Annotated in this window: 33 protein-coding genes; 26 read left to right on the top strand and 7 right to left on the bottom strand. The window is 45.8% G+C overall.

Annotated features, from left to right (window positions below):
• Positions 1-64: 64 nt before the first annotated feature.
• From KNP03_RS07135 to KNP03_RS07120, 4 genes are all read left to right on the top strand, one after another.
• The gene (locus tag KNP03_RS07135; protein ID WP_214827436.1) at positions 65-202 is read left to right on the top strand and encodes a hypothetical protein; all 138 of its coding nucleotides are present in this window, start codon (positions 65-67) and stop codon (positions 200-202) included.
• A 178-nt stretch (positions 203-380) separates the two neighbouring features.
• On the top strand, positions 381-779 hold the full coding sequence (spxA, locus tag KNP03_RS07130) for a transcriptional regulator SpxA (RefSeq protein WP_015881217.1): 399 nt from the start codon (positions 381-383) through the stop codon (positions 777-779).
• Between the two features lie 175 nt (positions 780-954).
• Positions 955-1,611: an adaptor protein MecA gene (mecA, locus tag KNP03_RS07125; RefSeq protein WP_214827433.1), complete on the top strand. Its 657-nt coding sequence runs from the start codon at positions 955-957 to the stop codon at positions 1,609-1,611.
• A 64-nt stretch (positions 1,612-1,675) separates the two neighbouring features.
• Positions 1,676-2,908, top strand: a complete 1,233-nt coding sequence (locus tag KNP03_RS07120; RefSeq protein WP_214827431.1) for a DUF2254 domain-containing protein — start codon at positions 1,676-1,678, stop codon at positions 2,906-2,908.
• 31 nt (positions 2,909-2,939) lie between these two features.
• Here the strand turns inward: KNP03_RS07120 and KNP03_RS07115 are convergent, their stop codons facing one another.
• Complete coding sequence (locus KNP03_RS07115) at positions 2,940-3,665, bottom strand: SDR family NAD(P)-dependent oxidoreductase (RefSeq protein ID WP_214827428.1); 726 nt, start codon at positions 3,663-3,665, stop codon at positions 2,940-2,942.
• 83 nt (positions 3,666-3,748) lie between these two features.
• On the opposite strand from KNP03_RS07115, the gene cls reads away from it, so the two are divergent.
• From cls to pepF, 3 genes are read left to right on the top strand one after another with little or no spacing between them, the layout of a single operon-like run.
• Entirely contained in the window at positions 3,749-5,260 is a 1,512-nt protein-coding gene (cls, locus tag KNP03_RS07110; RefSeq protein WP_214827424.1) for a cardiolipin synthase, read from the top strand.
• A gap of 12 nt (positions 5,261-5,272) precedes the next feature.
• Positions 5,273-6,334 (top strand): competence protein CoiA, encoded by a 1,062-nt coding sequence (locus KNP03_RS07105; protein WP_214827420.1) that lies wholly within the window; start codon positions 5,273-5,275, stop codon positions 6,332-6,334.
• Positions 6,335-6,351: 17 nt separating this feature from the next.
• Positions 6,352-8,154, top strand: coding sequence for an oligoendopeptidase F (gene pepF, locus KNP03_RS07100; protein WP_214827417.1), 1,803 nt, complete (start codon positions 6,352-6,354; stop codon positions 8,152-8,154).
• Between the two features lie 202 nt (positions 8,155-8,356).
• On the opposite strand, the gene KNP03_RS07095 is transcribed toward pepF, so the two are convergent.
• Complete coding sequence (locus tag KNP03_RS07095) at positions 8,357-9,130, bottom strand: DsbA family protein (protein WP_214827414.1); 774 nt, start codon at positions 9,128-9,130, stop codon at positions 8,357-8,359.
• An 87-nt stretch (positions 9,131-9,217) separates the two neighbouring features.
• Complete coding sequence (locus KNP03_RS07090) at positions 9,218-9,799, bottom strand: CYTH domain-containing protein (protein WP_214827411.1); 582 nt, start codon at positions 9,797-9,799, stop codon at positions 9,218-9,220.
• Positions 9,800-9,907: 108 nt separating this feature from the next.
• On the opposite strand from KNP03_RS07090, the gene yjbM reads away from it, so the two are divergent.
• From yjbM to KNP03_RS07060, 6 genes are all read left to right on the top strand, one after another.
• On the top strand, positions 9,908-10,552 hold the full coding sequence (gene yjbM / locus KNP03_RS07085) for a GTP diphosphokinase (protein ID WP_214827408.1): 645 nt from the start codon (positions 9,908-9,910) through the stop codon (positions 10,550-10,552).
• 12 nt (positions 10,553-10,564) lie between these two features.
• A complete protein-coding gene (locus KNP03_RS07080) occupies positions 10,565-11,362 on the top strand; it encodes an NAD kinase (protein WP_214827405.1) in 798 nt (265 codons plus the stop codon).
• A 3-nt stretch (positions 11,363-11,365) separates the two neighbouring features.
• Positions 11,366-12,280 carry an RluA family pseudouridine synthase gene (locus tag KNP03_RS07075; RefSeq protein ID WP_214827402.1) on the top strand — a complete coding sequence of 305 codons (915 nt, stop codon included), beginning with the start codon at positions 11,366-11,368 and terminating at the stop codon, positions 12,278-12,280.
• A 140-nt stretch (positions 12,281-12,420) separates the two neighbouring features.
• Positions 12,421-12,750, top strand: a complete 330-nt coding sequence (locus KNP03_RS07070; RefSeq protein WP_214827399.1) for an ArsR/SmtB family transcription factor — start codon at positions 12,421-12,423, stop codon at positions 12,748-12,750.
• A 242-nt stretch (positions 12,751-12,992) separates the two neighbouring features.
• Positions 12,993-13,859, top strand: coding sequence for a permease (locus KNP03_RS07065; protein WP_240544530.1), 867 nt, complete (start codon positions 12,993-12,995; stop codon positions 13,857-13,859).
• Between the two features lie 86 nt (positions 13,860-13,945).
• A complete protein-coding gene (locus tag KNP03_RS07060) occupies positions 13,946-14,101 on the top strand; it encodes a hypothetical protein (RefSeq protein WP_214827394.1) in 156 nt (51 codons plus the stop codon).
• A 91-nt stretch (positions 14,102-14,192) separates the two neighbouring features.
• Here KNP03_RS07060 and KNP03_RS07055 read toward each other — a convergent pair whose 3' ends face one another.
• A complete protein-coding gene (locus tag KNP03_RS07055; RefSeq protein ID WP_214827391.1) occupies positions 14,193-15,359 on the bottom strand; it encodes an FtsW/RodA/SpoVE family cell cycle protein in 1,167 nt (388 codons plus the stop codon).
• A 149-nt stretch (positions 15,360-15,508) separates the two neighbouring features.
• Between KNP03_RS07055 and fabI the strand changes: the two genes are divergently transcribed.
• A complete protein-coding gene (gene fabI, locus KNP03_RS07050) occupies positions 15,509-16,282 on the top strand; it encodes an enoyl-ACP reductase FabI (RefSeq protein ID WP_214827387.1) in 774 nt (257 codons plus the stop codon).
• 83 nt (positions 16,283-16,365) lie between these two features.
• Positions 16,366-16,554: a hypothetical protein gene (locus KNP03_RS07045; RefSeq protein ID WP_214827384.1), complete on the top strand. Its 189-nt coding sequence runs from the start codon at positions 16,366-16,368 to the stop codon at positions 16,552-16,554.
• A gap of 1 nt (position 16,555) precedes the next feature.
• Here the strand turns inward: KNP03_RS07045 and KNP03_RS07040 are convergent, their stop codons facing one another.
• A complete protein-coding gene (locus tag KNP03_RS07040) occupies positions 16,556-17,065 on the bottom strand; it encodes a YjcG family protein (protein WP_214827380.1) in 510 nt (169 codons plus the stop codon).
• Positions 17,066-17,243: 178 nt separating this feature from the next.
• Between KNP03_RS07040 and KNP03_RS07035 the strand changes: the two genes are divergently transcribed.
• The 7 genes from KNP03_RS07035 (at position 17,244) to KNP03_RS07005 (ending at position 22,841) form a co-directional block, all read left to right on the top strand.
• On the top strand, positions 17,244-17,789 hold the full coding sequence (locus KNP03_RS07035) for a phosphatidylglycerophosphatase A family protein (RefSeq protein WP_214827377.1): 546 nt from the start codon (positions 17,244-17,246) through the stop codon (positions 17,787-17,789).
• Positions 17,789-18,376: a phosphatase PAP2 family protein gene (locus tag KNP03_RS07030; protein ID WP_214827374.1), complete on the top strand. Its 588-nt coding sequence runs from the start codon at positions 17,789-17,791 to the stop codon at positions 18,374-18,376. Before KNP03_RS07035 ends, KNP03_RS07030 begins: the two co-directional genes overlap by 1 nt.
• The gene (locus tag KNP03_RS07025; RefSeq protein WP_214827371.1) at positions 18,373-18,909 is read left to right on the top strand and encodes a hypothetical protein; all 537 of its coding nucleotides are present in this window, start codon (positions 18,373-18,375) and stop codon (positions 18,907-18,909) included. Before KNP03_RS07030 ends, KNP03_RS07025 begins: the two co-directional genes overlap by 4 nt.
• Positions 18,902-19,090: a hypothetical protein gene (locus tag KNP03_RS07020; RefSeq protein ID WP_214827368.1), complete on the top strand. Its 189-nt coding sequence runs from the start codon at positions 18,902-18,904 to the stop codon at positions 19,088-19,090. Before KNP03_RS07025 ends, KNP03_RS07020 begins: the two co-directional genes overlap by 8 nt.
• A gap of 146 nt (positions 19,091-19,236) precedes the next feature.
• On the top strand, positions 19,237-21,261 hold the full coding sequence (locus KNP03_RS07015; protein WP_214827365.1) for a BglG family transcription antiterminator: 2,025 nt from the start codon (positions 19,237-19,239) through the stop codon (positions 21,259-21,261).
• Positions 21,258-21,524 carry a PTS sugar transporter subunit IIB gene (locus KNP03_RS07010; protein WP_214827363.1) on the top strand — a complete coding sequence of 89 codons (267 nt, stop codon included), beginning with the start codon at positions 21,258-21,260 and terminating at the stop codon, positions 21,522-21,524. Before KNP03_RS07015 ends, KNP03_RS07010 begins: the two co-directional genes overlap by 4 nt.
• Before the next feature lie 54 nt (positions 21,525-21,578).
• A complete protein-coding gene (locus tag KNP03_RS07005; RefSeq protein WP_214827360.1) occupies positions 21,579-22,841 on the top strand; it encodes a PTS ascorbate transporter subunit IIC in 1,263 nt (420 codons plus the stop codon).
• Positions 22,842-22,897: 56 nt separating this feature from the next.
• On the opposite strand, the gene KNP03_RS07000 is transcribed toward KNP03_RS07005, so the two are convergent.
• On the bottom strand, positions 22,898-23,185 hold the full coding sequence (locus tag KNP03_RS07000; RefSeq protein ID WP_214827357.1) for a hypothetical protein: 288 nt from the start codon (positions 23,183-23,185) through the stop codon (positions 22,898-22,900).
• A gap of 273 nt (positions 23,186-23,458) precedes the next feature.
• The gene (locus KNP03_RS06995) at positions 23,459-24,190 is read right to left on the bottom strand and encodes a hypothetical protein (protein WP_214827355.1); all 732 of its coding nucleotides are present in this window, start codon (positions 24,188-24,190) and stop codon (positions 23,459-23,461) included.
• Between the two features lie 147 nt (positions 24,191-24,337).
• Between KNP03_RS06995 and KNP03_RS06990 the strand changes: the two genes are divergently transcribed.
• The 4 genes from KNP03_RS06990 (at position 24,338) to KNP03_RS06975 (ending at position 26,482) form a co-directional block, all read left to right on the top strand.
• Complete coding sequence (locus KNP03_RS06990) at positions 24,338-24,910, top strand: GNAT family N-acetyltransferase (RefSeq protein WP_214827352.1); 573 nt, start codon at positions 24,338-24,340, stop codon at positions 24,908-24,910.
• On the top strand, positions 24,907-25,629 hold the full coding sequence (locus tag KNP03_RS06985; RefSeq protein WP_214827349.1) for an alpha/beta fold hydrolase: 723 nt from the start codon (positions 24,907-24,909) through the stop codon (positions 25,627-25,629). Before KNP03_RS06990 ends, KNP03_RS06985 begins: the two co-directional genes overlap by 4 nt.
• Positions 25,616-26,176, top strand: coding sequence for an NADPH-dependent FMN reductase (locus KNP03_RS06980; protein WP_214827346.1), 561 nt, complete (start codon positions 25,616-25,618; stop codon positions 26,174-26,176). Before KNP03_RS06985 ends, KNP03_RS06980 begins: the two co-directional genes overlap by 14 nt.
• A 66-nt stretch (positions 26,177-26,242) precedes the next feature.
• The gene (locus KNP03_RS06975; RefSeq protein WP_214827344.1) at positions 26,243-26,482 is read left to right on the top strand and encodes a hypothetical protein; all 240 of its coding nucleotides are present in this window, start codon (positions 26,243-26,245) and stop codon (positions 26,480-26,482) included.
• Positions 26,483-26,566: the final 84 nt, after the last annotated feature.

The following is a 26,566-nucleotide window of genomic DNA, read 5'->3' as shown; positions in this document are numbered from 1 at the left end:
AACTTCAAGATTTTCAGAATCGGTAATGGTCAGTGGGTCCTTGTGAAGTTGGGGGTGAGAGACCATGAAAGAGCGCGACAAAGTATTGCGCGAAAAAAAGAAATTACTAAAAGAAGTGCTGAAGAAAAAATTGAAAGACTTGCAAGTCAAGCCTGGTAAAGAAACGGTATCTCAACCTGTTTCACGCATCCCGGCGTCCTGACTTGAGTCATTCAAGGTCGCATTCTCTTGGGTGCGTCCTCTTTTCTTATATGAATGAGAAAGAATATCATTGAAGTTTGAATAAATAAGAATTATTATAATTAAGTGGATACGATTTTGGGTATACAAGTAGAGTCACGAAAAAAGAAGGACTTACACTTGATCAGGGAGGAAGGAATATGGTTACACTTTATACGTCTCCGAGCTGTACGTCTTGCCGTAAGGCACGAGCTTGGCTTGAGGAACATGATATTCCGTTTACAGAACGAAACATATTTTCAGAACCGCTCTCACTAAATGAGATTAAACAAATTTTACGTATGACAGAAGATGGGACAGATGAGATTATCTCGACTCGTTCGAAAGTTTTCTCAAAAATCGATGTATCGGTTGATGCGCTATCCCTTCAACAGTTATACGATTTGATTCAAGAATATCCTGGCTTATTGCGTCGCCCGATTCTTATTGATGAAAAGCGTCTTCAAGTCGGATATAACGAGGATGAGATCCGACGCTTCCTTCCAAGGAAAGTCCGGACGTTCCAATTACAAGAAGCGCAACGCCTCGTGAATGAATGAGAGCATACTGTGTAAGCAGTGTGCTTTTTATTATCCGATATTTCCTATAAAATAAAGGTACAACCCCATCACATCAAGATTGACATGTATAAAAAAGGGTACAAGGATAACAAGACAATTTCCCCTCTCCTCCTGATAAACAGATAGGAGCGAGGTGAGAAGGGAGTGGACAATCGTGAAAATTGAGCGCATCAACGACAATACGGTCAAGTTTTTCATCACCTATGTGGATATTGAGAAACGCGGGTTCGCACGTGATGAGATTTGGTATAACCGAGAACGTGGTGAACAGCTGTTCTGGCAAATGATGGACGAGGCGCATGAACGCGAAGATATCTCGTTTGATGGTCCACTATGGATTCAAGTACAAGCATTTGAAAAAGGACTAGAAGTGACAGTGACGATTGCGAAAAACGTCATTGATACAGAAGATGATTCTGAACTCGGATCATTGCTCCGCTCAGCGATTGATGAGGCACGAGACCAGCAATCCGTGCTCGATCAATTGAGCGAGTTAGATGAACTCGAGGAAGAGACGGAGGCGTGGGCTCCGCTCGCCATGGAAACCGATGATTTTGAATCGATGATTTCGTTAAGTAAGCGTGTAGATGAGACGCTGAACAATCTCGATTTGAAGCTGTATCACTATCAAGATCGTTACTACTTGTGGATTGACTTCCCGGATGAAATGGAACCGGAAGAAGAAGAAAATGCACTGAGCTTACTTGCTGAATATTTAACGTTCAGTACGCAGACCCTTCCGATGTTACAAGAGTATGGGAAGCTGATTCTCGACGGAGATGTGTTTGCGAAAGTACGTCACTATTTTTAAACAAAATCGCCTGTTCATATGGACAGGCGTTTTTTTGCAAAATCATAGGTGAAGAGGTGTTGGTATGATGAGACGAATTCGATTGTTACTACAAGAGAGCGCATGGTTTGTTCCGTTCTTATATGGCGCAGCCGGCATTGTCTTGACACTTATCACGCAAGTGTTTGGATCTTATTTTCGTGAACTGTTGCCGGAGTTCATCTATTTGGATTTAGACTCGGCAGCCTCCGTGTTATCTTCAACGTTCACGAGCTTGATGACGATGATGACGTTTAGTTTTTCGACAATATTAGTCGTTCTGACGACATACTCATCCCAATTCTCTCCGAGGACCGTCAATAACTTTTTAACAAATGCCGCTGCAAAGCATACGCTCGGCCTTTTTATTATGACGACGGTTTACGGGATTTCGAATCTGTTTCTCGTTCGAACCGCCGATGAAGGGGTCGTCCTTTCTTCCGGAATCAGTGTCATGCTCGTCATTGGATCGATTTGGGCGTTTGTAAAATTCATTCAAACAATCAGTGAATCGATTCAAGCAGAACGATTGTTGTCGACGCTACATAAAGAAGCTTTATCGGTCATTAGTAATCAAAAAGAAGCAATCGAAGAAGAACGGGTCAAACTTGTATTGAAGCGTTCTGTCCATTCCTTTGAAGGGACGGCCGTCCGTGCGCCTCGAACGGGTTACGTACGGTTATTTATGAGTGAGAAACAGGAGGAACACGATGTGGATTTTGAATCGGTCGTGGCTGTAGGGGATTTCGTCGCAAAGGGAGACCTTTTGGGGTATTGGAAGGGTGACGAGGCACTTGATATCGAACTGTTTCAAATCGGGGAAGTCCGTTCGTCGATTCAAGACCCTTCGTTCGCCATCGAAAAGTTGAGTGAAGTCGCCCTGAGAGGGATTTCGCCGGGGATCAACGACCCGAACACGGCAATCCATGCGATTCACTACATCGGGGATATCCTGCGTGAATTATGCGAGCTTCCGGATGGGGACTTCCTTCATTCGAATGGGAAGTCCGACTGGCACGTGAAACGGAAATCATTAGATACGATTTTGTTTGAGTCATTGTCTCCTATGAAGACATATGCCAGCTCCGACGTGTTTGTCATGGGCGCCGTGTTTGAGGCGATTCGCATGGCACGAATTAAAGCCCATTCTTCCCTTCATTCAACGTTTGAAGACATCATCTCTTATTTTGATGACATGATTGAATGGGAGAAGTTTCATGAGAAAGAACAGCAATATTTGAAGAACAAGATGTCCGATGCGAAAAAAATGGTCACATAAAAGAGCCTGTCATTGCGACAGGCTCTTTTTCCTAAGACAATGTGTATCCGCCATCTACAGTAAGTGTTTGACCATTCATATAAGACGCACCGTCGCTCAATAAGAAGGCGACGACAGGAGCCACCTCTTCGGGGGACGCAGCATGTCCCCGGAAATGATGTTGCATCGCCTCTTTGAATTTTTCTTCGCCCCCATACAGTTTATGGCTGAGCGGCGTATCGACGGGACCGAAGCAGATCGCATTGAATCGGATTTTTCCTTTCATTCGGTGGGCAAACGTCTTCGTCAAAGCGATGACGGCTGCTTTAGAGGCGGCATAGTGAGCGAGCATCGGTGGAAATTTAACGTGCCCAACGATGGCAGCATTATTGACGACGCTTGCTCCTGACCCCAGTAGAGGAATTGCCAATTGGGTGATGTAGTTCGTAGCGAATAAATTGACATCAAACACTTCATTGAACGATTGATGGGACAGTCGTTCGGGTGTTCCGGGTCGCCCAAACGTTGCAGCATTATTAAATAGCCCGTTCAATGTCACCCCGTCCTGTTTCAATCCAGACATCATTTGATTGATTTCTTCCTCGGAAGCTAAATCACATTGTAAAAACGTGACACGACCTTCAGAAGCGGCTTCAAGGTCTGCTCCTTTTGAAACATCCCGTCCGACGCCGTAAACATGATGCCCTTCGGTTGCTAACAACAAAGCCACAGCGCGCCCGATCCCGCTTGTGGCCCCTGTGATGAGAAAAGTCCCCATTTTTTCTTCGCTCCCCTCAAAAGAATACCGTTACGATGTATAATTAATGATAATACATGACAGAAACGAGGTCAGGTTATAATATGTTGCGACGCATACAAGTGTTATTTTCCCTCATTCTGCTCGCGGGGCTCATTGCTGTATTATCTTATTACTGGAGTTCACAAGTGATCGGCCTGTTCTCGATCCTTGTGTTTTTGACGACGTTCAGTATATTGCTCGTCATTCTACTTGAGAACCGAAATCCGCAACGTACGTTGATTTGGGCGATTGTCATGATCGGCTTTCCCGTCATTGGTCTCTTCGCATACTTTGTCTTTGGTCAAAATTATCGGAGAAAGCGGATGTTTAAAGAAAAGGCGATGCTGGATGAAGAGACGTACCTCGCGTATCGCCAGAAAGCCATGACGGTCTCGCCGTCGCTCATGTTTGCCCATGATGATTATGAGAAATTGTTGCATCTCACCTCATCGTTGAATCAATTGCCGGTCTCGTCAAACACCTATACACAAATCTTGACAAACGGCGAAGAAAAATTCTCTAAGCTCTTACCGGCGTTACGTGGTGCGACCCGTCATATTCATTTGGAGTATTACATTTTTCGCGATGACCGTATTTCTCGGGAAATACAACGTATTTTAATCGAGAAAGCGAAATCAGGGGTCGAAGTACGTTTTTTGTATGATGCTGTAGGGTCCATTCATACAAGTGGTTCTTTTTTTGAGGAAATGAGACAAGCCGGCATACAAGTTCAAGCGTTCTTTCCGGTTATTCTTCCGCTCGTATCGAGTAAGACCAACTATCGAAATCATCGTAAAATCGTCGTGATTGATGGGACGGAGGCGTTTACAGGAGGGTTGAACGTCGGAGATGAGTATTTGGGGGAACACTCGAAATTCGGATTTTGGCGGGACACTCATCTGTATGTCAGGGGTGAAGGGGTATCGGAGTTGCAGCTTGTATTTCTACAAGATTGGTACTACATGACTGGAGAGCGGTTGTTCACACCGTTTTATTTAGAACCGCTGGAAACGGTTCGGAGTGCGAGTGGCGGTGTCCAAATCGTGGCGAGTGGTCCGGATGAACCTTATGAGACGATGAAGTCGATTTATTTCGCTTTAATTAATTCGGCGAAAAAGTCAGTATATATTTCCTCGCCATACCTTATTCCGGACGAAGACATCATGAGTGCCCTGAAAACGGCATCGTTATCCGGTATCGATGTCCGGATTGTATTGCCGAGCTACCCTGATCATAAGATCGTGTTTTATGCGAGCCGTTCCTATTATGAGGAATTGTTACTCGCCGGGGTCAAAATCTACTTGTATGAAGAAGGGTTTATGCATTCAAAAGTGATTGTCGTCGATGACGGTCTGGCGACCATCGGAACGGCAAATATGGACTTTCGGAGTTTCCATCTGAATTTTGAAGTGAACGCCCTTCTATATAACACGAATTCGGTACACAAGTTAAAACAAGACTTGTATCAGGACTTCGAAGGTTCTCACGAATTGGAACTGACCACTTTTGAAAAACGGTCGTTCTTTATAAAATTGATTGAATCACTCGCCCGAATGTTTTCACCACTACTTTGAGGAGGGAGCAAGATGCGGTTTGCAATCGGAAAGGAAGGGGACATGGTCGATGCCTATACCCTAAAACCGACGCAGATCAGGCAACTTGCTCCTTTCGCATGCCCGGTTTGCAATGAAGGGGTGATTCTCAAACAAGGGACAAAACGCCGGCTTCATTTCGCCCACATCCATACGTGCGGTCGGGCTGAGTCTGTCGGGCATCATCAGGACAAATGGAATGTTCGGCAATGGCTGCAATCTCGTGGCTATGAAGTCGACCAGGAAGTGCGCATCGGTTCCCGTCGGGCCGATCTCGTGGCTAAAAGAGATGGGAAATCACTGATTGTCGAAGTACAAGCCTCTCCACTCAGCGTCGAGCAATATGAAAAGAGAACGGCGGACTACATGCGTGCGGGGCTGGATGTCATTTGGATGGCCAGTGGGTTCGAAGTCAATCAAGCGGCAGCCTTCAAACCATGGATGCGTTTCGAGATGAATCGCTTGCACACCTTGATGGCGATCTCTCAGAAAACCATCTATCGTTATGTCGGATTTCCGGTTTCCTTGAAATATGCGCATGGGACGTGGATGGAAACGTCTTGCCTTGAGGGATTCCCGTATGAAGCATATTATCACTTTGATCATCATGGTTGGGGGGAGGTCGTTCGAAGGAAACGTTCAATGCCTCCTTTTCCATCATCGGTCAATCGTCGTCTCATCTTAAACCGCTTGTATCCGCTTGGAATTCCGCCTTCCTTACTTCCGTCAGCGTGTTATTTACCGTTGACCGGTTTATGGGGGATTCACATACACCCTTTTGATTTCCAAACTGTTTTGTACATTAATCGTCTGGAGCGACCGAACGATGCAGTCGAGTGGAGTATCGAGAAGACGTGTCGTCAATTTGGGATCGTACCGACAAGCGACTTTTCCCCTCGATTTCATGTACAATGGAAACAACTCTTGAACGTGTGCCATTTATCGGAAAACGTTTGTGACTGGCCGATCCCTCAATCACCAGAAGAAGCACGACGTCACGATAAACGGATGTTTCAAGGAATTCAACGATTGATTGAAAAATCGTACAAATCATAGGAAAAGGGAGTGGACATATGTCTGAAGTATTAACACGACAACAAGTTCCGGTCGAGGAGACGTGGAATTTGGAAACCATCTATGCAGATGATCAGGCTTGGGAAGCAGATTTTTCATCTTTGAAAGAAAAAGTTCCAGCATTACTCGCGTATAAAGGCCGCCTTGGGGAGGCAGCTGAAACATTATTTGAAGCGTTACAGCTTCGTGATGATTTATCGCGTCAGCTACATAAACTGTATACATATGCGCATATGCGCTACGACGAAGATACGGCGAATAGCCATTATCAGGCGTTAAATGACCGGGCGGGATCGCTTGCCTCGCAAATCTCTGCTCAACTCGCTTTCATGACACCGGAGCTCTTGGCTATTGAAGAAGAGAAAATTCAATCGTTCATGGATGCGCATGAACCGCTGCGTGTTTATCGTCATGCGTTCGACGAATTGGCGCAAGAGCGCCCTCATGTATTGACAGAGGCAGAAGAAGCGATTCTCGCGCAGGCGGGGGATGTGCTCGGTCAATCCAGTTCGACATTCGGGATGTTGAATAATGCGGATTTGAAATTCCCGAAAGTCAAAAATGAAAAAGGTGAGGAAGTCGAGTTGACGCATGGCCGCTACATCACCTTCCTTGAATCGTCAGACCGTAGTGTGCGCGAAGGCGCGTTTAAAGCGATGTATGGGACGTATCAACAATATTTGAATACGTTCGCCTCAACACTTTCAGGAAGTGTGAAAAAAGACAATTTCTACGCTTCTGTGAGAAAGTTTGAGAGTGCAAGACAAGCTGCGCTTCACCATAACGCCATTCCTGAGTCTGTATACGATGGACTAGTCGAAGCAGTCAACGAGCGTCTGGATTTGTTACATCGGTATGTGGCTTTGCGTAAGCGTGCCCTTGATGTGGAAGAGTTGCATATGTATGACTTGTACACACCGCTCGTTAAAGACGTTGAAATGAAAATTTCATACGATGAAGCCAAACAGTTGATGATTGATGGGTTGGCACCACTCGGCGAGGAGTACAGTCAGATTGTGAAAGAGGGTCTTGCTTCTCGTTGGGTAGACGTCCGTGAGACGAGAGGGAAGCGGAGCGGAGCGTATTCTTCCGGGGCATACGACACGCAACCATTCATCTTGATGAACTGGCAAGATAACGTCAACAACTTGTTCACGTTAGCCCATGAATTCGGTCACTCGGTCCATAGTCATTACACTCGAGCATCACAGCCCTATCCGTACGGCGATTATTCCATCTTTGTCGCGGAGGTTGCATCCACGACGAACGAGGCATTGCTCAATGATCACCTTCTCAAAACCCGGACGGCGAAAGAAGAGAGACTCTATCTATTGAACAACCAATTGGAGACATTCCGAGGTACGTTGTTCCGTCAGACCATGTTTGCGGAATTCGAACATATGATTCATAAAGCGGCTCAAGAAGGCGTGTCGTTAACACCAGAATACTTGAATGAAACGTACCTTGAGTTGAACAAGCGATACTTCGGAGAAGAGATTGTGATTGATGAAGAAATCGCTTATGAGTGGGCACGAATCCCGCACTTCTATTACAACTACTATGTCTACCAGTACGCAACGGGCATCTCTGCATCAACCGCGCTCTCGCAACAGATCATGGAAGAAGGAGAACCGGCAGTCAGACGCTACATCGATAACTTCTTAAAAGCTGGTTCTAGTGACTATCCGATTGAAGTATTGAAAGCAGCGGGTGTCGATATGACGACGAAACAACCGGTCCAAGCTGCACTCGAACAGTTTGAAGCGGTCCTTGATGAAATGGAATCATTATTGTTCGCGTGAACAATATGTGACAGTGTACACAAAGAGGTTGTCAAATGAATCTACACTCGGTATATTATAAGTGTGAAATCAATCACAAACCCCTTTATTGACCGTAAACTTTCTCCCATCTTGCAGGCCTTCCCCGGGCCTCAAGACAGATGTCTCTTGTCCCCGCTTGAGACATCAAAAACCCCACGGCTCCCCGGCCGTGGGGTTCTTTTTATTTCGTTTTAGCCCATGCCTCACCGCTGCACCCTGGTACAGGTCGGCAGCGTTGCTGGAGGGAAAGCTTTTTTAACTCTCGTTCGATCGCCGTTTTGTCTAAATCTAGAATATAAGCGAGTTCTGTGATTGTCGAAGCATCATAACGTGCGAGTACTTTTGCAACGTCCCAATCTTTGGAGCGGACGGGCGTGTAGCCCAATAACTCTGCCATAACAGACTGATAAACGTCGTAAGGATATACGCCTTCAATTTTAAGAGCCTCATCCCGTGTCACGAATGTGAGGGCGGGCAATGACTCAATCTCCCAGTCCTTCAGTACTTGATGGTCAACGGCCAGGGCACTGAGAAGCTGATTGGAATGAAAATCGGCTTCCAGCTCATTCAAATCAAGCCCGTAGTCTTCGAATGAACGTGCGATTTCCCATAAATCAGCCGTAGCAGATTGTTTGTCTGAAAAGAGATCATTTATATGCAGATGGCGCAAAAAGCGCATCGCATGACGTTTTCCTTGAAGTTCTAACGCTTTGATCATCGTGAGAAGGCGAACCTCTTCCTGACATCCGCCAACACAGCTAGGAACGGTAGAGACCATACGAAAACGAATCACATGACCGTATTCGAGCTCTAATTTTTTAATGAGCGTCATCACTTGAAAGTTATCCGGATTAGAGATATCCATGAAATAGAATAGCTCTAATGGCTTATACGTGACTTGTATAGGAGATTCTTCCAGAGAACAGGATGACCCATTACATTGTTCAAGTTCCATTTGTGTCGCCTCCTCTCGGCAAAAAAATCATGTTCAACTTGTATGCTCATTGTAGCAACGACAAAAAAAGGTTGGCAAAGTATCTGCTCAACCTTCAGTGCGTCCCGCTTTCAATTCCATGAACCGTACGATTTTATTTTTGGCCGGGCGTATTGGGATTTCGTGTTTGGCCAGCAGTTGTTCGAACGCAAGTTTTCCGGCTTCTTCATCCGATACTTCAAATTCTATTTCGTAGTCGGTTGTCTCCAAATAATGGCTTTGGTCCAGGACAAGAAGTCCGTCCGGTGTCTCTAGTTCGGCCCGATTCGTTTCAAGACGTCCTAAGTGTTCGAGTGGGGAAGACAGCTCGAATGGAGCAAGTGCTTCTTTCATCTTTTGATCATGAATGATCCCGTATTTGAATAAATCTTCCGCTTCTGATTCCGTGATAGAGGCATGTGTTTCCAACAGACCGACTTCATGCGGTTGCTTCAATGTCAAAACCTGACCATTCTTTTTTTCGCGAATTCTGAGGGCGGCCCCATGACGTTTCAGGTCAAAATTTGACGTATCGAAATAATCGTTTGCTTGCCATTTAATCGAGTTGTCGAGTTGATAGGCATGTAGAAGCGTTTCATATTCTTCTTTTGTTAACATCGATTTGAATTCAATTTCCACTTCTTGGGTCATGAATCATCGCTCCATTCTATGAACAATTGTTCGTTTATGATACCATACATACGGACACATACGGAAAAATCGTGTTTTTCCTGAAATGAACGAAAGTGGTGACAACGTATGCAATCAGTGAACTGGGATCAATTTTTAGTACCGTATCAGATTGCGGTCGACGAATTGAAAGTGAAGCTAAAAGCCGTCCGAAAGCAATTTAAGTCGCAAAATGATCATTCACCCATTGAATTCGTCACGGGACGAGTGAAGCCGGTGGGAAGCATTTTGGAAAAAGCGAAGCGCAAGCAGATTGCCGAGGATGAACTTGCGACCGATATGCAGGACATCGCAGGACTACGAATTATGTGCCAATTCGTTGATGATATCGTTCACGTATTGGACCTTTTGCATCAGCGGACGGACTTCAGAATCGTCGAAGAGCGAAACTACATCACGAATCAAAAAGCATCAGGGTACCGTTCATACCATGTCATTTTAGAGTATCCTGTCCAGACGATCCATGGAGAATTCCCGACCTTGGTCGAGGTACAGATTCGTACACTGGCCATGAACTTTTGGGCGACCATCGAACATTCATTGAACTATAAATACGACGGCGACATGCCACTTGAAGTACAGGAGCGGTTGCGTCGGGCAGCGGAAGCGGCGTTCTTACTGGATGCGGAAATGAGCCAACTCCGTGTCGAGATACAGGATGCGCAACAAGTGTTTCGGGATAAAGAGATGAATGTACAATCGGATCAGGAATAGGGGGAGTAACGCATGCAGTTTGCGATTGTGACTAGGGGAGATGCGCGATCGGCGGAAATCGCACACGAATTGACCGAGAAACTTCAAGCCGCGGGGCACACGATGTCGGAACAACCGAGGATTGTCGTGTCGGTCGGAGGTGATGGAACGATGTTGCAGGCGTTTCATGAATATGTCGATCGACTGGACGAGACGTTGCTTGTCGGGATTCATACAGGTCATCTCGGATTTTATGCCGATTGGCAGCCGGATGAATTGGACGAGCTCACGGACATGATTACGAGTGAATCGTTCGAACCGGTATCGTACCCACTTGTTGAAGTGTTGATTGACTATGAAGACGGGACGTCGGACCGGCAGTTGGCAATGAACGAATGTACCATCAAAAACTATAAGCGGACGCTTGTTTGTGATTTATCCATTCGAGAAGATTACTTCGAGACGTTCCGGGGAGACGGATTATGCATTTCGACTCCGTCCGGTTCGACAGCGTATAACAAGGCACTCGGCGGAGCGATCGTTCATCCGTCAATCGAAGCGATCCAAGTGACCGAGATGGCATCCATCAACAACCTGGTTTATCGTACAATCGGAGCCCCGCTTCTTTTGCCAAAACATCACCAGGTTGAAATCAAGCCCCATACGAAAACAGAATTTGAATTGGCGTTTGACCACCAGGAAGCCTTATCCTGGTCCGATGTCGTCTCGATTCGTTGTGCGGTGGCAAAAGAGAAAGTGACATTTGCACGTTTCCGACCTTTTCCGTTTTGGAGACGCGTCAGAGAATCGTTTATCGAAGAAGGGAAGTAACACATGTACGGATTTACATTACGTCGCGTCGCAGAGACGACAGTCTCGCTTCGCGATTTTTTACGGGAAGAGATGGGCATCTCCCGAAAAATGCTGACGCAAGTGAAGCACGGCGGTAAAATCGAAGTGAATGGTCTGGAACGAACGGTGCGCCACGAGCTGAATCCTGGCGAAGAAGTCATCGTTTACTTCCCTGAAGAGACACCTTCTGCGACGATGGTCGCTTCGAATCGACCAATCACCATTCTATTCGAGGACGAGTACTTACTTGCGGTGGATAAACCGGCAGGGATTGCGACGATTCCTTCTCGTTTGCACCCTTCCGATACGCTTGCGAATGCGGTGCTCGGCTATTACCATACGATTGGTCTGAAATCAGCGATTCATGTCATCAATCGTCTCGATCGGGACACGAGCGGTGTCGTGTTGTTTGCTAAATACTCATATATCCATCATTTATGCAGTGAGCTTCAAAAAAAGAGTGAGCTGTCCCGTTCCTATTTGGCACTAGTAGAAGGGGAACTCGAACCCCAAACAATCGACGCCCCGATCGGTCGTGCTGCTGACTCGATCATGGAGCGAGTCGTGACAGAAGATGGACAACGGGCCGTAACACATATCCGCAAAGTAGAGCGTTTTGGCGAAGTATCGGCATTGACGATTCAACTTGAGACGGGACGAACCCACCAAATTCGTGTCCACTTGCGTCATATCAGTCATCCCCTCATTGGGGACACGATGTACGGTGGTGTGACCGTGATGGGGCGTCATGCACTCCACAGCATGTCAGCTCGACTTTGTCATCCGATGACGGGGCAGGAGCTGATTATCGAATCCCCGGTACCGAATGATTTTTACCTTGTGATGAGCCATCATCTCTCACCTGGCGAAATGGCCGCTACCGGAATCGATGCATAAAACCTACATGAACGGTGCAAGGTGTAATGTCGTGAGACGTTACACCGTTTTTATTTTTATGATTTAAAAGAGTTGTTATTTTTTATGACAGGCGCTACAATACAATTAATCAATAAAATTTGATTAAAGGAGGCGGACGAATGAATGCTCAATCAGAACGACTTCCGGACGCTTCATTGGAAAGTACTTTTTCTCATTATGAAGCGAAATTCAAAGCGTTAGCCGATCAAAAACGACTGCATATTCTGAACCAACTATGTCGTGGACCTATCAATGTATGTGATCTGTCTGAGATTTTTGATATGCCACAATCTAAGTTGTCTTATCATTTGAAAATCTTATTGAACGCAGATTTGATTACCAAAGAGACAAAAGGAACTTGGAGTTATTATGAGATCAATGAAAAAGAAGTGAATCACCTTTTATCTCCAGAGTTATGTTGTTTATTTAGACCTAACAATGTTTGTTAGGTCTAAATATAAATCAATTAATCAATTTTTTTTGATTATTAAATCAATATTTTTTGATTAAATAAGGAGGGAAGTCATGTTTTCGTTCCAGCAAGAAATGATGATCGTTCAGTTAAAGCAAGAGGAATTGGAAAGCAGTTCAAGAGAGGCATGGAAGTATTTTGTGTTGCCTGAAGAACCGAAACGGAATTCTGAGTCATTGCCATGTTGCCATTGTACTTGTGAAGTCTAGGAGGATGAGTCTGATGCTTGATGTTTTGAAAAGTTTTGGAGTGATCGTGCTAGAGCTGACCGTGTTATTTGTCGTGATTTCGCTAGTTATTCATGTTTTACAGGGATACATCCCGTATGAACAGTTAGAGAAACGGTTCACCGGAAAAAACAAGATATGGGCCAGTCTGGCAGCACTCCTTTTCGCATTTATCACGCCGTTTTGTTCCTGTTCAACCATCCCAATCATGGTGAATATGTTAAAAAATAAGATTCCGTTTTCAATTGTGATGGTCTTTCTTTTTTCATCCCCTGTCCTCGATCCGACGATTTTGACGGTGATGGGTGTCGTCATGGGTTGGAAAGTGACATTCTTATACACGGTAATCACTGCGGTATCTTCTATCATGATTGGGTTTACACTGAACCGTTTCGGTTTCGAGAAATATGTGAAAAACGTGTCGATGACGGGGTTCAATCAATCGAGGACTTCAGTAAATTGGAAAAGCGCGCTGACAGAGACCTGGAACTTGATGAAAACCGTCTATCCTTATTTGGTTGTTGGGGCAGCAATCGGGGCTATTATACACGGTCTCGTCCCCACTGAATTTATCGTGAAATGGTTTGGTCATGATGCCTGGTGGCTTATTCCTGTGGCGGCCGTCATTGGAATACCTTTGTACATTCGTTTATCCAGTATGATTCCAATTTCACAAATCCTGATCATGAAAGGAATGGCATTAGGTCCGGTCATGGCGATGTTAATCAGTTCGGCAGGGGCGAGCTTGCCAGAAGTCGTTCTCATGAAATCAATCTTTAAAAAGCAGCTCATTGTGGCATTCATCTTATCGGTCGTATCGATGTCGACGGTTTCGGGGATCATCTTTTACCTATTGTAGCGCTTTGTCACGTATAGGCTCGTCGTACCGAACGAATACGTTTAATCTATTCATCAATAAAATTTGATTTAAAGGAGAGAGTGAACATGATCAAATTCATTAATCAACTGCTCGGGAAACAATCCAAAAAAGATTGTTGTGACGTATTAATCCAAGAGATTGAAGAGAGACCACAAGGTTCCTGCTGTAGAGCGGATGAGGATCAAAGTGAATGGGTAGAGAAAGGTCATCCGATCGAATGAACGGTTTGACTGTTGCATACAAAAAGACAGAATGACCGGAGACGTGTCCTCCATTCATTCTGTCTTTTTGTTTATAGCGCAGCGGGAAACATCAATCGTCGTCAAACATATACGTTTTCGACTTCGATGCCACATTCATGACCAGTCCGATGGCAATCATGTTCATGAGGAGCGAAGTCCCCCCGTAACTGACGAACGGGAGAGGTAATCCTGTGATGGGAAGGACGCCGATCGTCATCCCGATATTCTGGAATACTTGGAATGTGAACATGGCGACGATTCCGGTTACGATATAGCTGCCAAATGGGCTGCTTGATTCTAGCGCGATGTGAATCATCCGGTATAAGAACAAGAAGAAGACGATGATCACGAGAGCTGCGCCGATGAAACCATAATGCTCGGCGATGACCGCGAAAATGAAGTCTGTCTGCGATTCTGGTAAATAAACAAGTCCCTGCCCGTATCCGGCACCGAACATTTGACCGGAACCGATCGCTTGAAGTGATTTGATCAGCTGAAATGCGAGGTCATCTGAATATTCGTACGGATAGATCCAAGCCTGGAAACGGTTCAAGGCATGACCGGGGAAAATCTTCGACAATGTCTCAAACTGGAAGAAGAACAGATACATGAATCCTGTGATCGCAACCCCGGCCGCAGCAAAGAGACTGAGTAACCACTTCCACCCGATACCGGAAACGATGATGACGGCACCAAGCATGGTGATGAGGACGAGACCAATCCCTAAGTCAGGCTGTGTGACGACAAGTCCCAATGGTGGCAAGGTCACAAGGACGAGCTTTGCGAGGAGCCACGTGTCCAGTTGCGACGTTCCATATCGTTTATTGTGGTCATAAATGATCGTCGATAATGAAATAAGCAGGAACAGTTTCATGAACTCGGCAGGTTGGAAGCTGATCCCGGGCAAGTTGTACCAGCCATACGCCCCGTTGATGTTCGGGACGAGCGACGTGTCACGAAGTGGAATCAGTCCGATCAGCAAGATGAGGCCAAGCGCATACAAAAACCAATGGATTTTTCGAAGTTGCTCATACTCGATGGTCATGACGGCGAGCATCGCAACGAATCCAATCATGTACCAGGTCGCTTGCTGGAAAGCAAAATTGATCCCTTGTAAACGAACCGGAAGCATCGGTTGTGCTGTATAAATGGCACCGAGGCTAATGACCATTAACATGAAGACAATGGACAGAAGCGTGGTGTCTAAACTTTTTAAATATGATTGAATACGATTCATAATGGAGTCGAGTCACCCTTTCTATACGTATTTTATCTTACCTGAACTTAAAAAAATCGCAATACGTATTGAGGCGGTTGACAAAACAGAAACCTTTCTGTAATCTGATAACAGTTATTATAACCAGGTACTAAAAAGGGGAGTTTACGATGTCCATTTTTCCATCATTAACGAATAAAACATATGTCGTCATGGGAATCGCCAACAAGCGTTCAATCGCGTGGGCGATCGCCAAAACATTAGATGAGGCTGGTGCAAAACTCGTGTTGACGTATGCGGCTGAACGATTCAAGTCGGGGCTTGAAGCACTTGCGTCAGAACTTAACAGCGAGCCGCTTCTTTTAGAATGCGACGTCACGAATGACGAGGCAATTGAAACGACATTCCGCGCCATTCATGATCAAGCTGGAGAAGTACAAGGGATCGCCCATTCCATCGCTTTCGCAGATAAAGAGGCGTTACGAGGCGAATTCTCAGAAATGACACGTGCGCAGTTCGCACAGGCGTTGGATATCTCTGCTTATAGTTTGACGGCAGTCGTGAAAGCCGCCAAGCCCTATTTTGCAAAAGATGCTTCTGTCATCACGTTGACGTATCTCGGTGGTGAGCGAGTCGTGCCAAACTATAACTTGATGGGCGTGGCGAAAGCGGCACTGGATTCAAGCGTGAAGTATTTGGCAAACGAATATGGTCCGCATGGTGTCCGCGTTAACGCAATCTCGGCCGGTCCGATCCGTACACTTTCAGCAAAAGGAGTTGGCGATTTTAACAGCATTTTGTCTGAGCTCGAGCAAAAGGCGCCGCTTCGACGTAACGTATCGGCGGAAGAAGTCGCTTCGACAGGATTGTTCCTTTTGTCTGGTATGGGCAGCGGTGTGACAGGTGAAATCATCCATGTCGACAGCGGATATCATATTTTATAAGTTTGGGGAATGGCGCAGTAATGCGCCTTTTTTGTATTATCGATTCATTGATTCGGGTATGTACCTATGAAGGAGGTCATGTCATGGGTCCATATCAAATTGATTTTACGATTGTGCAATACGTTAACCGTCAAGTGCAACCATCCGGTCGAGCGAGTATCGAACCTGTGACACGAATCAACCGTGTCCAGCGGATTCGACCTCGACAAGAAGAATGGTTAGAAGAAGAACAAGCAAAAAGCCCCGGTCGTCTGATTGACCGGAGCGTATAGATTATCCGCGGAACCGGAACGTCTCATAGACGTTCCACGTTTCGTTTTCGAGTTCATACATGACTGCCATGCGCGTGACGGTCTCTTCAAAGTGAACTTGCTCCATTCGTAGACGCTCGAGGACGTCGAACAATTCAGCGTCGGTCAAATCTTGACCGATGGTGATGTGAGGGAGAAATTCGTATTTTGGTGCCTGGTCGAGCGGACCTTCGTGGAGCCGGTCATGCAATGCCGCCAGTTCCCGTGTCGGAAGTACTTTCAAATACAATACGTTGTTTGTCGGAGCGAATGAACGAACCCCGTCGACTTTCAATTGGATCGGCTTCGTCGATTCGGCAACCTGTTGCAGGTACTCTAACACTTTCGGCAAGTCCTCTTCGGAAACTTCCGTGCGCTCCTTGATGGTGACGTGAGGCGAAATGAGCGCGTATTTTGTATCATAACGTTTTCGATATGAGTTCGCAAAATCTTGAACTTGTTTAGATGGAAATAAGACTACCCCAATCTTCATTCCAGTTCCCCCTTTAGTCGTTTAACCTACAGTTTTATGATGAACGATTTATGAAGGGAAGTCAAAGCGGGGGTTCGTCTTTTTTTCAATTTTTCAGTATAATAGCCATATGATGATGAGAGCGATTGACTCTCAGAAACGAAGGGATGTGAAGCGGGATTGATTTCCCGCCATAACGATGAAACATGTACCACACTCAAGAGATGTTCGTGAAGCAGCCCGAGCCCGTTTGCTCGAACGCGGTGTCACGATTGAAGCGATTGGTGAAATCGTATATCAAATGCAGGCCCCATATTCTCCGCATTTATCATTGAAGGATTGTATGGACTCTGTCGAAGCGGTTCTTGATAAACGTGAGCTTCAACATGCGATTCTCGTCGGATCCGAGCTAGACATTTTGGCTGAAAAGGGTCAGCTCTCAGAGCCGTTATTGTCGATTATTACCTCAGACGAAGGTTTGTTCGGGGTGGATGAGACGATTGCGATCGGGGCGGTCAACACATACGGGTCCATCGCCGTCACGACATTCGGATACTTAGACAAAGCGAAAATCGGTATTATCAAACAGCTTGATACTAAAATGGACGATGGTCAGGTTCATACTTTCATGGATGATCTCGTCGGTGCCATCGCCGCAAACGCATCCGGACGTCTTGCGCACCGTCTTCGTGATATGACGGACTTTGGCGAAGAAGAAATGCGCGAGCGTAAAGGACTATATTAATGAAACCGACACCGAGAGCAGTGACAATCACCGGAATCATCGCCTATGTCATTTTATCTCTATTTGTTGTATCAGAAGCCGTTGCGCCGATGAACACATTCGTTTATGAACTCGTTCAACCGTTATCGGGTCGGGTATTTGCGTATTTGACGGAGCTTGGAAGCGCACAAGTCGTGGTCGTTCTGACATTTATCGCCATGCTGTATTGGATATGGCGTGGGGAAAAGGTCGAAGCGTGGAGACTGGTTCTTGTAGGGGTCGTCACGTTACTGCTCACTCAAACTTTAAAAATACTCTATGGAATTGACCGGCCACTCATTGATGCGTCGTTAGACGCGACAACGTATAGTTTCCCGAGCGGACATGCATCGGGCTCGCTCGCTTTTTACGGCTTGTTGGCCTATGTTTTTTATCGCCGGAACAGCTCACCTCTCCTGGTGGGGTTACTCGTACTGTTCGTCTTGATTATTTCGATGAGCCGTGTCATTTTGAACGTTCACTACTTTAGTGATGTGCTCGGAGGATGGCTAGTGGGATTAACGGTCATTGCTGCCTCGGAATGGTTTTTAAGGAGGAAGTCTGCTTGATTCTTTTAGTAGATGTAGAAAAATGGTTGTTCGTGAACAAACAGGAAGCAGACGCTGCTTCGGTCCCTACGATCTTAGTGGAAAAAGACTCGGAGGGTGCGAAGCGGTTCACATCGATGCGAATCCTGTTCCAATTAAAGAAATGGACGAGCGAACGTCGTTTCATACCGATTTTATCGTGTGATGAAGCGGCGTATCGTGCGTATGAGGTGTTTCATGTCGATGCAAAGCCGTCGATGGCGCTATTGGATCGCGGGCAAACGCTGTTGATTGATAATGAGAAAGACTCGGCATACTCGACAAAACTAATCGAGAGCGGTCATACGTCCACTCAAGACGTGATGCGCTTCGCAATCGAGTATATCGAAGGCTCAACGGGTGATGTCGTCGTAGTGGCCGATTCAATCGATTGTACTCCTCGTACGACTGTCCCTGAATCTTTGTATGATGAAAAACAGCCACTTGATTCGGGACGTCGCCTGTTTGAATGGGCGAAGGAACAAGGGGTAAGAAAGGAGAGTCCGTATGAATGAATGGATTGAAAAGTTGAATCAATTGTTCGAACAGAACGTGGAGGAAGTGCTCGTACCAAAAGAGGATTTTTTGACCGTGCGGACACTTCTCATAGAAAAAGAATGGCTCCAACGCGTCGTGGGTGAAGCAAAGCATGGCGGCATCACGATTTATCGACTTAACATAATCGAGAACGAATAACACGTTTGGCGGGGGATTCCTCGCCTTTTTTGTATACATAAAACTATGAAACAGAATTTTGAGAAAGCGTGATACAAAATTCTTTCGTAAACGCTTACATTATTTTTCTTGGTTTGGGCTATATTAAGAGTGTAGGAGGCCTCTACATGCAACTAAATGAAAAAAGTAAACGGATTTTAGATGTGATCCTTCACGAAAAACAAATGACAGTTGAAACCCTCACCCTCATGCTCCCTTACTCGAGAAGAACCGTTGAGTATGAATTAGAGCGAATTCAAGAGTGGCTTGTGGCCAACAACTTGTCTAATTTGAAAATCGAAGGAGTCCACATCGCATTGGACGTGACGAAGGAATTATTCGATCACGTCGATCAAGCCGAATGGGTATGGTCGGAAGAAGAACGGGAACTATTGATTGTCCTGTATGCACTCACGAACGAAGAGTTTTTGTCAGCTTTTCATTTTCAGCATTTACTCGACGTATCCAAGTTTACGGTGCAGGAAAGCTTGAACGCTGTAAAGAAAAGTGCTGCTCGATTCGGGATTGATTTTGCGTATACACGCAAGCACGGGTATCACTTCAACGGTCACTTTCAAACCGTTACCTTGTATCTTTATCGCACGATCGAACAGTTGATGGACAAATCAACGAAACATCAGTTGCTCGATTTATGTTTGAACGAATGGCAAGAACAGTTCGACCAGATCATCGACCAGATTGAACAGTACGAAGCATTGAAGCAATTTCAATTCGTCGAGGAGCATCGCGAGAAAATGGCTTATTTTCTTTTGATGGGTCGTCATCTGGATCCGGATTCGTTCGTTCGTGATGAAGAGAATGCGTTATCTGAAAATGTAGAGCGGTCGGTCCGTGAATATTTTCAGGATGTCCCCCATCTATGGGCGACACTGACGATGTTGATTCAAAGTGGACCTAAAGTGTCGGAAGAGATGGATGAAGAAATTCAACAGAATTTGGCGCAGACGATGTTCGAGGTCATTGATCGTTTCGAAGCATTCAGTTGTACGCGTGTCATTGAACGTGTTGCATTATGTGAAAAACTCGTGTTGCATGCAAAAGCGACTTTGCAACGAGTCTACACCGAAATCATGCCTCCTGAAGAACTGGAACGCTATGTGATGAACGAGCACGGTGTATTGAATGTCCTTGTCGACAAATCGCTGGAGCCGTTCCGATTACAACTTGGGACGGATATTCCTCCAACGGAAGTAATGTATTTCACGCTTCACTTTGCAGCACACCTTCATCAGCAAGGTCAAAACCTGGACGAAAAGATGAAAGCTATCGTCGTCTGTCCGAGCGGGATCAGTGTGTCCCACATGCTGGACCATATCTTGAAAAATCAGTTTCCGGAATTCGTCTTTTTACCGCCAATCTCACAGCGGGATGTCCAACAATTCGCGCCACTTGTTGACTTGATCTTCACGACAGTTCCGCTCCCGTTAACTGTTCAGGAGCAGGCGCACGTCACGTTAGTACCGACGCTTCCGACGCGTTTGGAACAGCTGGCGTTAAAACGTCAAATCGGGAAGCGTTTTTTGAACACACACGAACTACCTTCTCTTCAAATCGAAGATGTACTCGAAGTCATCAAGCATCATGCGACAATCCATAACGAGAAGCAGTTGCGACGTGACTTGAAGACGATGTTCCAAAATGAACAGAGGATGGATGATTGGAAAGGAGGGCAACCTGTGCTCAATCAATTAATAACAAAAGAGGAAATTCGACTAGGGGACCGGATTCCGGATTGGAAAGAATCGATTCGGGTCGCAGCAAAACCGCTCGTTGAAAACAAATCAATCGATGTGAGTTACATCGAGACGATGATTGAGAATGTCGAAGAACATGGACCGTATATCGTCCTAATGCCGGATGTCGCCATTCCGCACGCCCGTCCTGAGGATGGGGTGCACCAACTCGGAATGAGTATCTTGAAGTTGGATGAACCGACGATGTTCCCGGGCGATAAGCCTGTACGAATTTTCTTCGTCTTGGCTGCGATCGACCAGACGACCCATTTAAAAGCGCTCGCTCAATTGACAGAACTATTAGGGAATGAGACGGATTTGTCGACCGTTTTGGCAGCGAAGTCATCGGATGACATTCTCGAAGTGATTAACCAATATTCAGAGGAGGAAGAAAAATGAAAAAGATCTTAGTGGTATGTGGTAATGGATTAGGTTCGAGTTTCATCATGGAATTGAACGTGAAAAAAGCACTTGAGCAAATGGGGAAAGAGGCTGAAGTGTCGCACACGGATATCACGACTGCGCGTACTGAATCAGCGGATATTTACCTTGGAGCACAGGATATCATCGGGACGTTAGATGATGGTTCACGTGAAATTGTGGCACTTGAAAATGTCATGAATGTTGAAGAAATTAAAACGAAGCTGGATGGAAAAGTGTAAACCTACGCAATACGATATGTAATCACTCACAACTACTCAAAGGGGGCACGGCTTATGCTTGATTTGATTATGCGAGATATACTGGGGACGCCAGCGATCTTGGTTGGTCTGTTCGCACTGATCGGGTTAGTACTTCAGAAGAAGGATATTGCGTCAATCGTTTCCGGGACATTGAAGACGATCATGGGGTTCGTGATCATCGGTGCGGGTGCTGGGGTAATCATCGCAGCACTCGACATCTTTGGTCAAATGTTCGATGAGGCATTCAATATTCGGGGTGTCATTCCGAACAACGAAGCGATTGTAGCAGTGGCGCAAGACGCTTTTGGTGTCGAGACGGCCATGATCATGGTATTCGGTATGGTGATGAACATCGTACTTGCCCGCTTTACGCCATTTAAATATATTTTCTTAACAGGGCATCACACGTTGTTCATGGCAAGCTTACTCGCCGCGATCTTATCCGTCTCTGGTCTTGACGGAACATGGCTCATCATTATCGGTTCGGTCTTACTTGGATTATGTATGGTATTATTCCCAGCGTTGCTTCAACCATACGTCCGCCAGATCACAGGATCAGATGACTTTGCAGTCGGACACTTCGGCTCACTCGGTTATTTCGTTTCCGGTACAATCGGAAAATATGCAGGGAACAAAGAGCATTCGACAGAGCACATTGAAGTGCCGAAACAACTTGGTTTCTTACGTGACACATCTGTCGCCGTCTCTCTGACGATGACGCTGTTGTTCGTCGTCGTAGCGCTATTCGCAGGACCGACATTCATCGAATCTGAATTGTCTGGCGGCTCGAACTATATCGTCTTCTCGGTCATTCAGGCCATCACGTTCGCTGCAGGTGTGTATATCGTTCTCGCAGGGGTTCGGATGTTGATTGCTGAAATCGTTCCGGCCTTCAAAGGGATTGCAGACAAGATGGTTCCAAATGCGAAACCGGCGCTTGACTGTCCGACAGTCTTCCCATTCGCACCAAATGCCGTGATCATTGGTTTCTTGGCAAGTTTCGCGGCAGGGCTCGTCTCGATGTTCCTCTTACCATTCTTCGGACTTGCGGTGATTGTTCCGGGACTCGTACCTCACTTCTTTACGGGTGCGACGGCCGGTGTCTTCGGAAATGCGACAGGTGGACGACGTGGGGCAATTCTCGGTTCACTTGCGAACGGGGTATTGATCAGTTTCCTCCCAGCGTTCCTGCTCCCGTTACTCGGTAACCTCGGGTTTGAGAGCACAACGTTCGGCGATTCTGACTTCGCACTTGTCGGGATTTTGGTCAGCTGGCTCGTTTCACTATTCAGCTAAAATGAATAAATAAGCAAACGGTCCGTCCTAGTTCATAGGACGGACCATTTTTGTCGTTAAGCGTTTGAGGCCAATTTAATTTTTTGTCGTTTCAATTTGTGTAATAGCCATGCGTGTAGTACGTCGCATGAATTGTGAGGAAGGGTCAATTCCACGAGTGGGTGGCTCTGACCGAATATAGTGAAGCGCGAATGGTCTTCGTCGAGTAGCGACACTTGAATATCAGTCGCTTCCTGGAGTGAAATCCGTTGCTCGCCGGCATGTGCATCTTTTAGTTTGAGTACTTTTCCATTCGTCGCAAACTTGGTGAACGAAGAGACTCCCTGTACTTTCAGTTGTTCCATTTCGTGTATCTATCCATCTGCGTGATGAATAGATTTTCACCTCGCTTTCTCTATATTGCCTTCTGTTCCTCTAGAAGGTTATTCCTAGTATACCGCCTCATCCCGAAAAGAAAAGTGTTAATTTAACAAAAAATTAAGACAATTTGTTATCAATTTTTAAGAATAGTTCCTCATTGCCAAGGCAAGGCGTTTTTCATTGAAACATTCGGCGTGGAAATAGCAAAAAAAGACCTGTGGCAACCAGGTCTTTTTGGATTGGGTACATACATGACCTTATAATCGTTCAATCTGCCAAGTGCGCCGGCGATAAATCAATTGCCCTTTCAAGGCGATGGACTCTTTTTTAGCCGAAAAATCTTCTTCGAGGACGGACATATCCTCGTATCGACCGGCCACATAGAATGAGATGTTGATTTGTCGGTTAAACAGGCTGCGTTTTGTGTGATCGAAGTCGATGATTAGCCCTTGCGGTGCAAGTGAAAGCAATTCATCGATTACAGTCAACGGAATGGGAACAAAGCTAATGTTTCGAAGATCCCGGTCTAGTTTACTTTGCAAAATGTTTTGCAGAAATTTGTTGACGACCGACCAGTCCCGGATATAGAGACTGCTATGACGGTCATTGGCTTCATTGAAATAAGCAATCTCGTTTTCGAGCGAATCGAGGAAAGGTCTTTTCAAACCTCGTTCCATATGACTCAGGAACAAGATCTCTGCGATTTCGTGGTCAGAAAGTGTCTCAAGTGTATTGTAATCCGGGAAATCGATTGCTGTGAATGTCGTTTGGTTGTTCAAGTATTTTGTAGAAAAAGATGATAGCTCATGGGCTTCAATGTATCGGAACCTCGAGCGAGACGATTGCCGCATGCCTTTTATGTCAGTTCGACAAATAATCATCGGCCGGGTTAACGATAGCGCGTCCGTTACATCTGTCAAAGTCACTCCGTGCAACGTGAAGCGTTGCTGTTCACGGTCTTGTTTCAAGTAAAATAGTTGTTTTGACATGTTTATCCCCTCAGTTCGAATTACTACTCTCATAGTAGCAAATTCACATGTCTGGTGCCATGTCCGATGCTTCGGATGGGTTGAGTAGAGTGCTTTTGGGAAAAGAGAAGTATAATTGAGGAAACAAGATGGAAAGGCGGATTCCATATGTGGGGATTGAAACGAAGTTTTCCAGAGCTCGCTACGCCCCGGTTTATGTTGAGAGAGCTTGAACCGCGCGATGCTAGAGCATTGTATACGATTTTGTCCACGGAAGAAGTCATGCGCTATTATGGCTCTGACCCTTTATTAGCTGTATATGAGGCAAAAAACGTCATTGCTTATTTTAAAGATCAGTTCCAACAAGGAAAAGCGATTCGATGGGCGATTTGCGATCGAATGACAAATGAATTGATCGGTACGATTGGTTTTCATAATTGGACCCCGCAGTATTATCGAGCTGAAATCGGGTTCGAAGTGGCGCCGACCCACTGGCGGCAAGGGGTCGCGTTTGAAGCCGCGACTGCCGTGATCAACTATGGGTTTGATGAGTTCAAGTTTCATCGGATATCGGCGCTCGTTGCACCCGATAACGACGGGTCGAATCGGCTCGTACAAAAATTAGGGTTTGTGGAAGAAGGACTATTACAGGATTATGCTTACAGTCACGGGCAATTTATGGACTTGACCATGTATCGTCTACTAAAACATGAATGGAGAGAAAGGGAGAGTCGCAGATGAAATCAATCGTACTGTTGCACGGACTATGTGGGTCACCTGCTTATTTTGAGGAATTGGAGCCGTTGCTCGATGCGAACGTGGTGGCACTGACTTTGCCCGGACATGCCGGTGCAGAAGCCGGACCGGATACAATGGATCAATTCGCGGACTGGGTCATGGAAGAGATTCGGATAAGAGCCATTCATAAACCAATTGTTCTCGGTCACTCGTTTGGCGGTTATATCACGACCAACCTGGTTCGTCGTTACGCAGATGAACTATCGGGTTTTGGATTGATTCATTCTACAGCGGCGGATGATTCAGAAGAAGCGAGAGAAAAACGAAACGGTGCGATCAATAAGGTGATCGAGGAAGGGGTCGTTCCATTCATTGATGTCATGATTCCTGGCGTCTTTTCTGAAACATCTGATTCCATACTGATCGAACGAGCCAAAGCGATCGGCTACGAGATGACGAAAGAAGGAATCATATCTGCTCAACAAGCAATTCGGGATCGCGAGAATGAGGTTGAGACGGTTCGTTCCACAACTCTACCCGGATTATTCATATACGGGACGAAAGACCCGAACATGGACGAGGAGCGCGCATTCCTCGGAGCAGAACGGCATACGACATCTGTCGTTCCGTTTAGTCACATGGGGATGATGGAGGCACCGGTTCAGGAAGCAGAAATCATTAACAAGTGGCTGAAGGGAGTGGGCATGAATGGAGAAGTATAAGTTGATTGCCCTTTCAGGAAGCTTGCGAAAAGCCTCCTATAATACAGCCTTGCTTCATTCGATTATTCAACTCGGGGAAGATCGCTTTGACATGGAAATTGCCTCGATCGAACTGCCACTTCTAAATATTGATTTGATTGACCCGGATGAACCCGAAGTTGTCCTTTCGTTTAAACAAAAAGTGCGTGAGGCGGATGGACTACTCGTCGTCACACCGGAATATAATCACAGTATTCCGGGTGTGTTAAAAAACGCGATCGATTGGTTGTCGTTAGAGCCCGGGACACCGTTACGCGGTAAACCCGTCATGATTGTCGGAGCCTCGCCCGGTATATTGGGGACGGCGAGATGTCAGATTCACCTCCGACAAGTATTTGCCACAAATCGCACAAATACTTTACCAGGAAACGAAATCTTCATCACGCATTGTAAGGATAAAATTGATGAGAACGGTCTCCACGACGAAAGGTCGATTCGGCACATTGATAAGACATTATCGGAGTATCATGATTGGATCACTTTTTGGAAGCGTAACACAAAAAATTAACTTGAAGTCGCTCATATTGTCTGATAGAAATGAATTGTGAAAACAAACACAAGAGGAGCGACTACAATGGAAACTTACATTGAACTGTACAACGGCGGCGAATTAGGCGATCAAGCGGTTATGAATGACGGGATGACTTTTGGACGTTTGACCATCGTTGAATTGTTCTATCAGACCAGTCATATTTTTGGCTATGTGAAAGAAAACGGACAAAAACGTTTCTTCCTTGAACCGCTCACTGCGGATGACACATTTATGGTAGATGGGGAGACGTATTCCCTTCAACAGTTCATTGCTCTCTTTTAATAAATTGATGTACGACCGAAGACGCAAGCGACTCGCTTGCGTTTTTTTGTCGTTTTCGTCACGATTGATAATGAGGTGATGAAG

Origin of the sequence: Exiguobacterium algae (genome assembly GCF_018617875.1) — a bacterium.
Classification (GTDB): domain Bacteria; phylum Bacillota; class Bacilli; order Exiguobacteriales; family Exiguobacteriaceae; genus Exiguobacterium; species Exiguobacterium algae.
This window is presented reverse-complemented; position numbering and strand designations above follow the sequence as displayed.

Bases quoted from the DNA above. Each gene is read 5' to 3' on its own strand.
- KNP03_RS07020 (WP_214827368.1), top strand. From the start codon at position 18,902: ATGAATGAATGGATTGAAAAGTTGAATCAATTGTTCGAACAGAACGTG.
- KNP03_RS06985 (WP_214827349.1), top strand. From the start codon at position 24,907: ATGAAATCAATCGTACTGTTGCACGGACTATGTGGGTCACCTGCTTAT.
- KNP03_RS07080 (WP_214827405.1), top strand. From the start codon at position 10,565: ATGCAGTTTGCGATTGTGACTAGGGGAGATGCGCGATCGGCGGAAATC.
- KNP03_RS07060 (WP_214827394.1), top strand. From the start codon at position 13,946: ATGATCAAATTCATTAATCAACTGCTCGGGAAACAATCCAAAAAAGAT.
- KNP03_RS07040 (WP_214827380.1), bottom strand. From the start codon at position 17,065: ATGAAGATTGGGGTAGTCTTATTTCCATCTAAACAAGTTCAAGATTTT.
- yjbM (WP_214827408.1), top strand. From the start codon at position 9,908: ATGCAATCAGTGAACTGGGATCAATTTTTAGTACCGTATCAGATTGCG.
- fabI (WP_214827387.1), top strand. From the start codon at position 15,509: ATGTCCATTTTTCCATCATTAACGAATAAAACATATGTCGTCATGGGA.
- KNP03_RS06995 (WP_214827355.1), bottom strand. From the start codon at position 24,190: ATGTCAAAACAACTATTTTACTTGAAACAAGACCGTGAACAGCAACGC.
- KNP03_RS07105 (WP_214827420.1), top strand. From the start codon at position 5,273: ATGCGGTTTGCAATCGGAAAGGAAGGGGACATGGTCGATGCCTATACC.
- KNP03_RS06980 (WP_214827346.1), top strand. From the start codon at position 25,616: ATGGAGAAGTATAAGTTGATTGCCCTTTCAGGAAGCTTGCGAAAAGCC.
- KNP03_RS07015 (WP_214827365.1), top strand. From the start codon at position 19,237: ATGCAACTAAATGAAAAAAGTAAACGGATTTTAGATGTGATCCTTCAC.
- KNP03_RS07115 (WP_214827428.1), bottom strand. From the start codon at position 3,665: ATGGGGACTTTTCTCATCACAGGGGCCACAAGCGGGATCGGGCGCGCT.
- KNP03_RS07035 (WP_214827377.1), top strand. From the start codon at position 17,244: ATGAAACATGTACCACACTCAAGAGATGTTCGTGAAGCAGCCCGAGCC.
- KNP03_RS07055 (WP_214827391.1), bottom strand. From the start codon at position 15,359: ATGAATCGTATTCAATCATATTTAAAAAGTTTAGACACCACGCTTCTG.
- pepF (WP_214827417.1), top strand. From the start codon at position 6,352: ATGTCTGAAGTATTAACACGACAACAAGTTCCGGTCGAGGAGACGTGG.
- KNP03_RS07045 (WP_214827384.1), top strand. From the start codon at position 16,366: ATGGGTCCATATCAAATTGATTTTACGATTGTGCAATACGTTAACCGT.
- KNP03_RS07070 (WP_214827399.1), top strand. From the start codon at position 12,421: ATGAATGCTCAATCAGAACGACTTCCGGACGCTTCATTGGAAAGTACT.
- KNP03_RS07090 (WP_214827411.1), bottom strand. From the start codon at position 9,799: ATGACCCAAGAAGTGGAAATTGAATTCAAATCGATGTTAACAAAAGAA.
- KNP03_RS07095 (WP_214827414.1), bottom strand. From the start codon at position 9,130: ATGGAACTTGAACAATGTAATGGGTCATCCTGTTCTCTGGAAGAATCT.
- KNP03_RS07120 (WP_214827431.1), top strand. From the start codon at position 1,676: ATGATGAGACGAATTCGATTGTTACTACAAGAGAGCGCATGGTTTGTT.
- KNP03_RS07135 (WP_214827436.1), top strand. From the start codon at position 65: ATGAAAGAGCGCGACAAAGTATTGCGCGAAAAAAAGAAATTACTAAAA.
- spxA (WP_015881217.1), top strand. From the start codon at position 381: ATGGTTACACTTTATACGTCTCCGAGCTGTACGTCTTGCCGTAAGGCA.
- KNP03_RS06975 (WP_214827344.1), top strand. From the start codon at position 26,243: ATGGAAACTTACATTGAACTGTACAACGGCGGCGAATTAGGCGATCAA.
- KNP03_RS06990 (WP_214827352.1), top strand. From the start codon at position 24,338: ATGTGGGGATTGAAACGAAGTTTTCCAGAGCTCGCTACGCCCCGGTTT.
- KNP03_RS07010 (WP_214827363.1), top strand. From the start codon at position 21,258: ATGAAAAAGATCTTAGTGGTATGTGGTAATGGATTAGGTTCGAGTTTC.
- KNP03_RS07005 (WP_214827360.1), top strand. From the start codon at position 21,579: ATGCTTGATTTGATTATGCGAGATATACTGGGGACGCCAGCGATCTTG.
- KNP03_RS07000 (WP_214827357.1), bottom strand. From the start codon at position 23,185: ATGGAACAACTGAAAGTACAGGGAGTCTCTTCGTTCACCAAGTTTGCG.
- KNP03_RS07075 (WP_214827402.1), top strand. From the start codon at position 11,366: ATGTACGGATTTACATTACGTCGCGTCGCAGAGACGACAGTCTCGCTT.
- cls (WP_214827424.1), top strand. From the start codon at position 3,749: ATGTTGCGACGCATACAAGTGTTATTTTCCCTCATTCTGCTCGCGGGG.
- KNP03_RS07030 (WP_214827374.1), top strand. From the start codon at position 17,789: ATGAAACCGACACCGAGAGCAGTGACAATCACCGGAATCATCGCCTAT.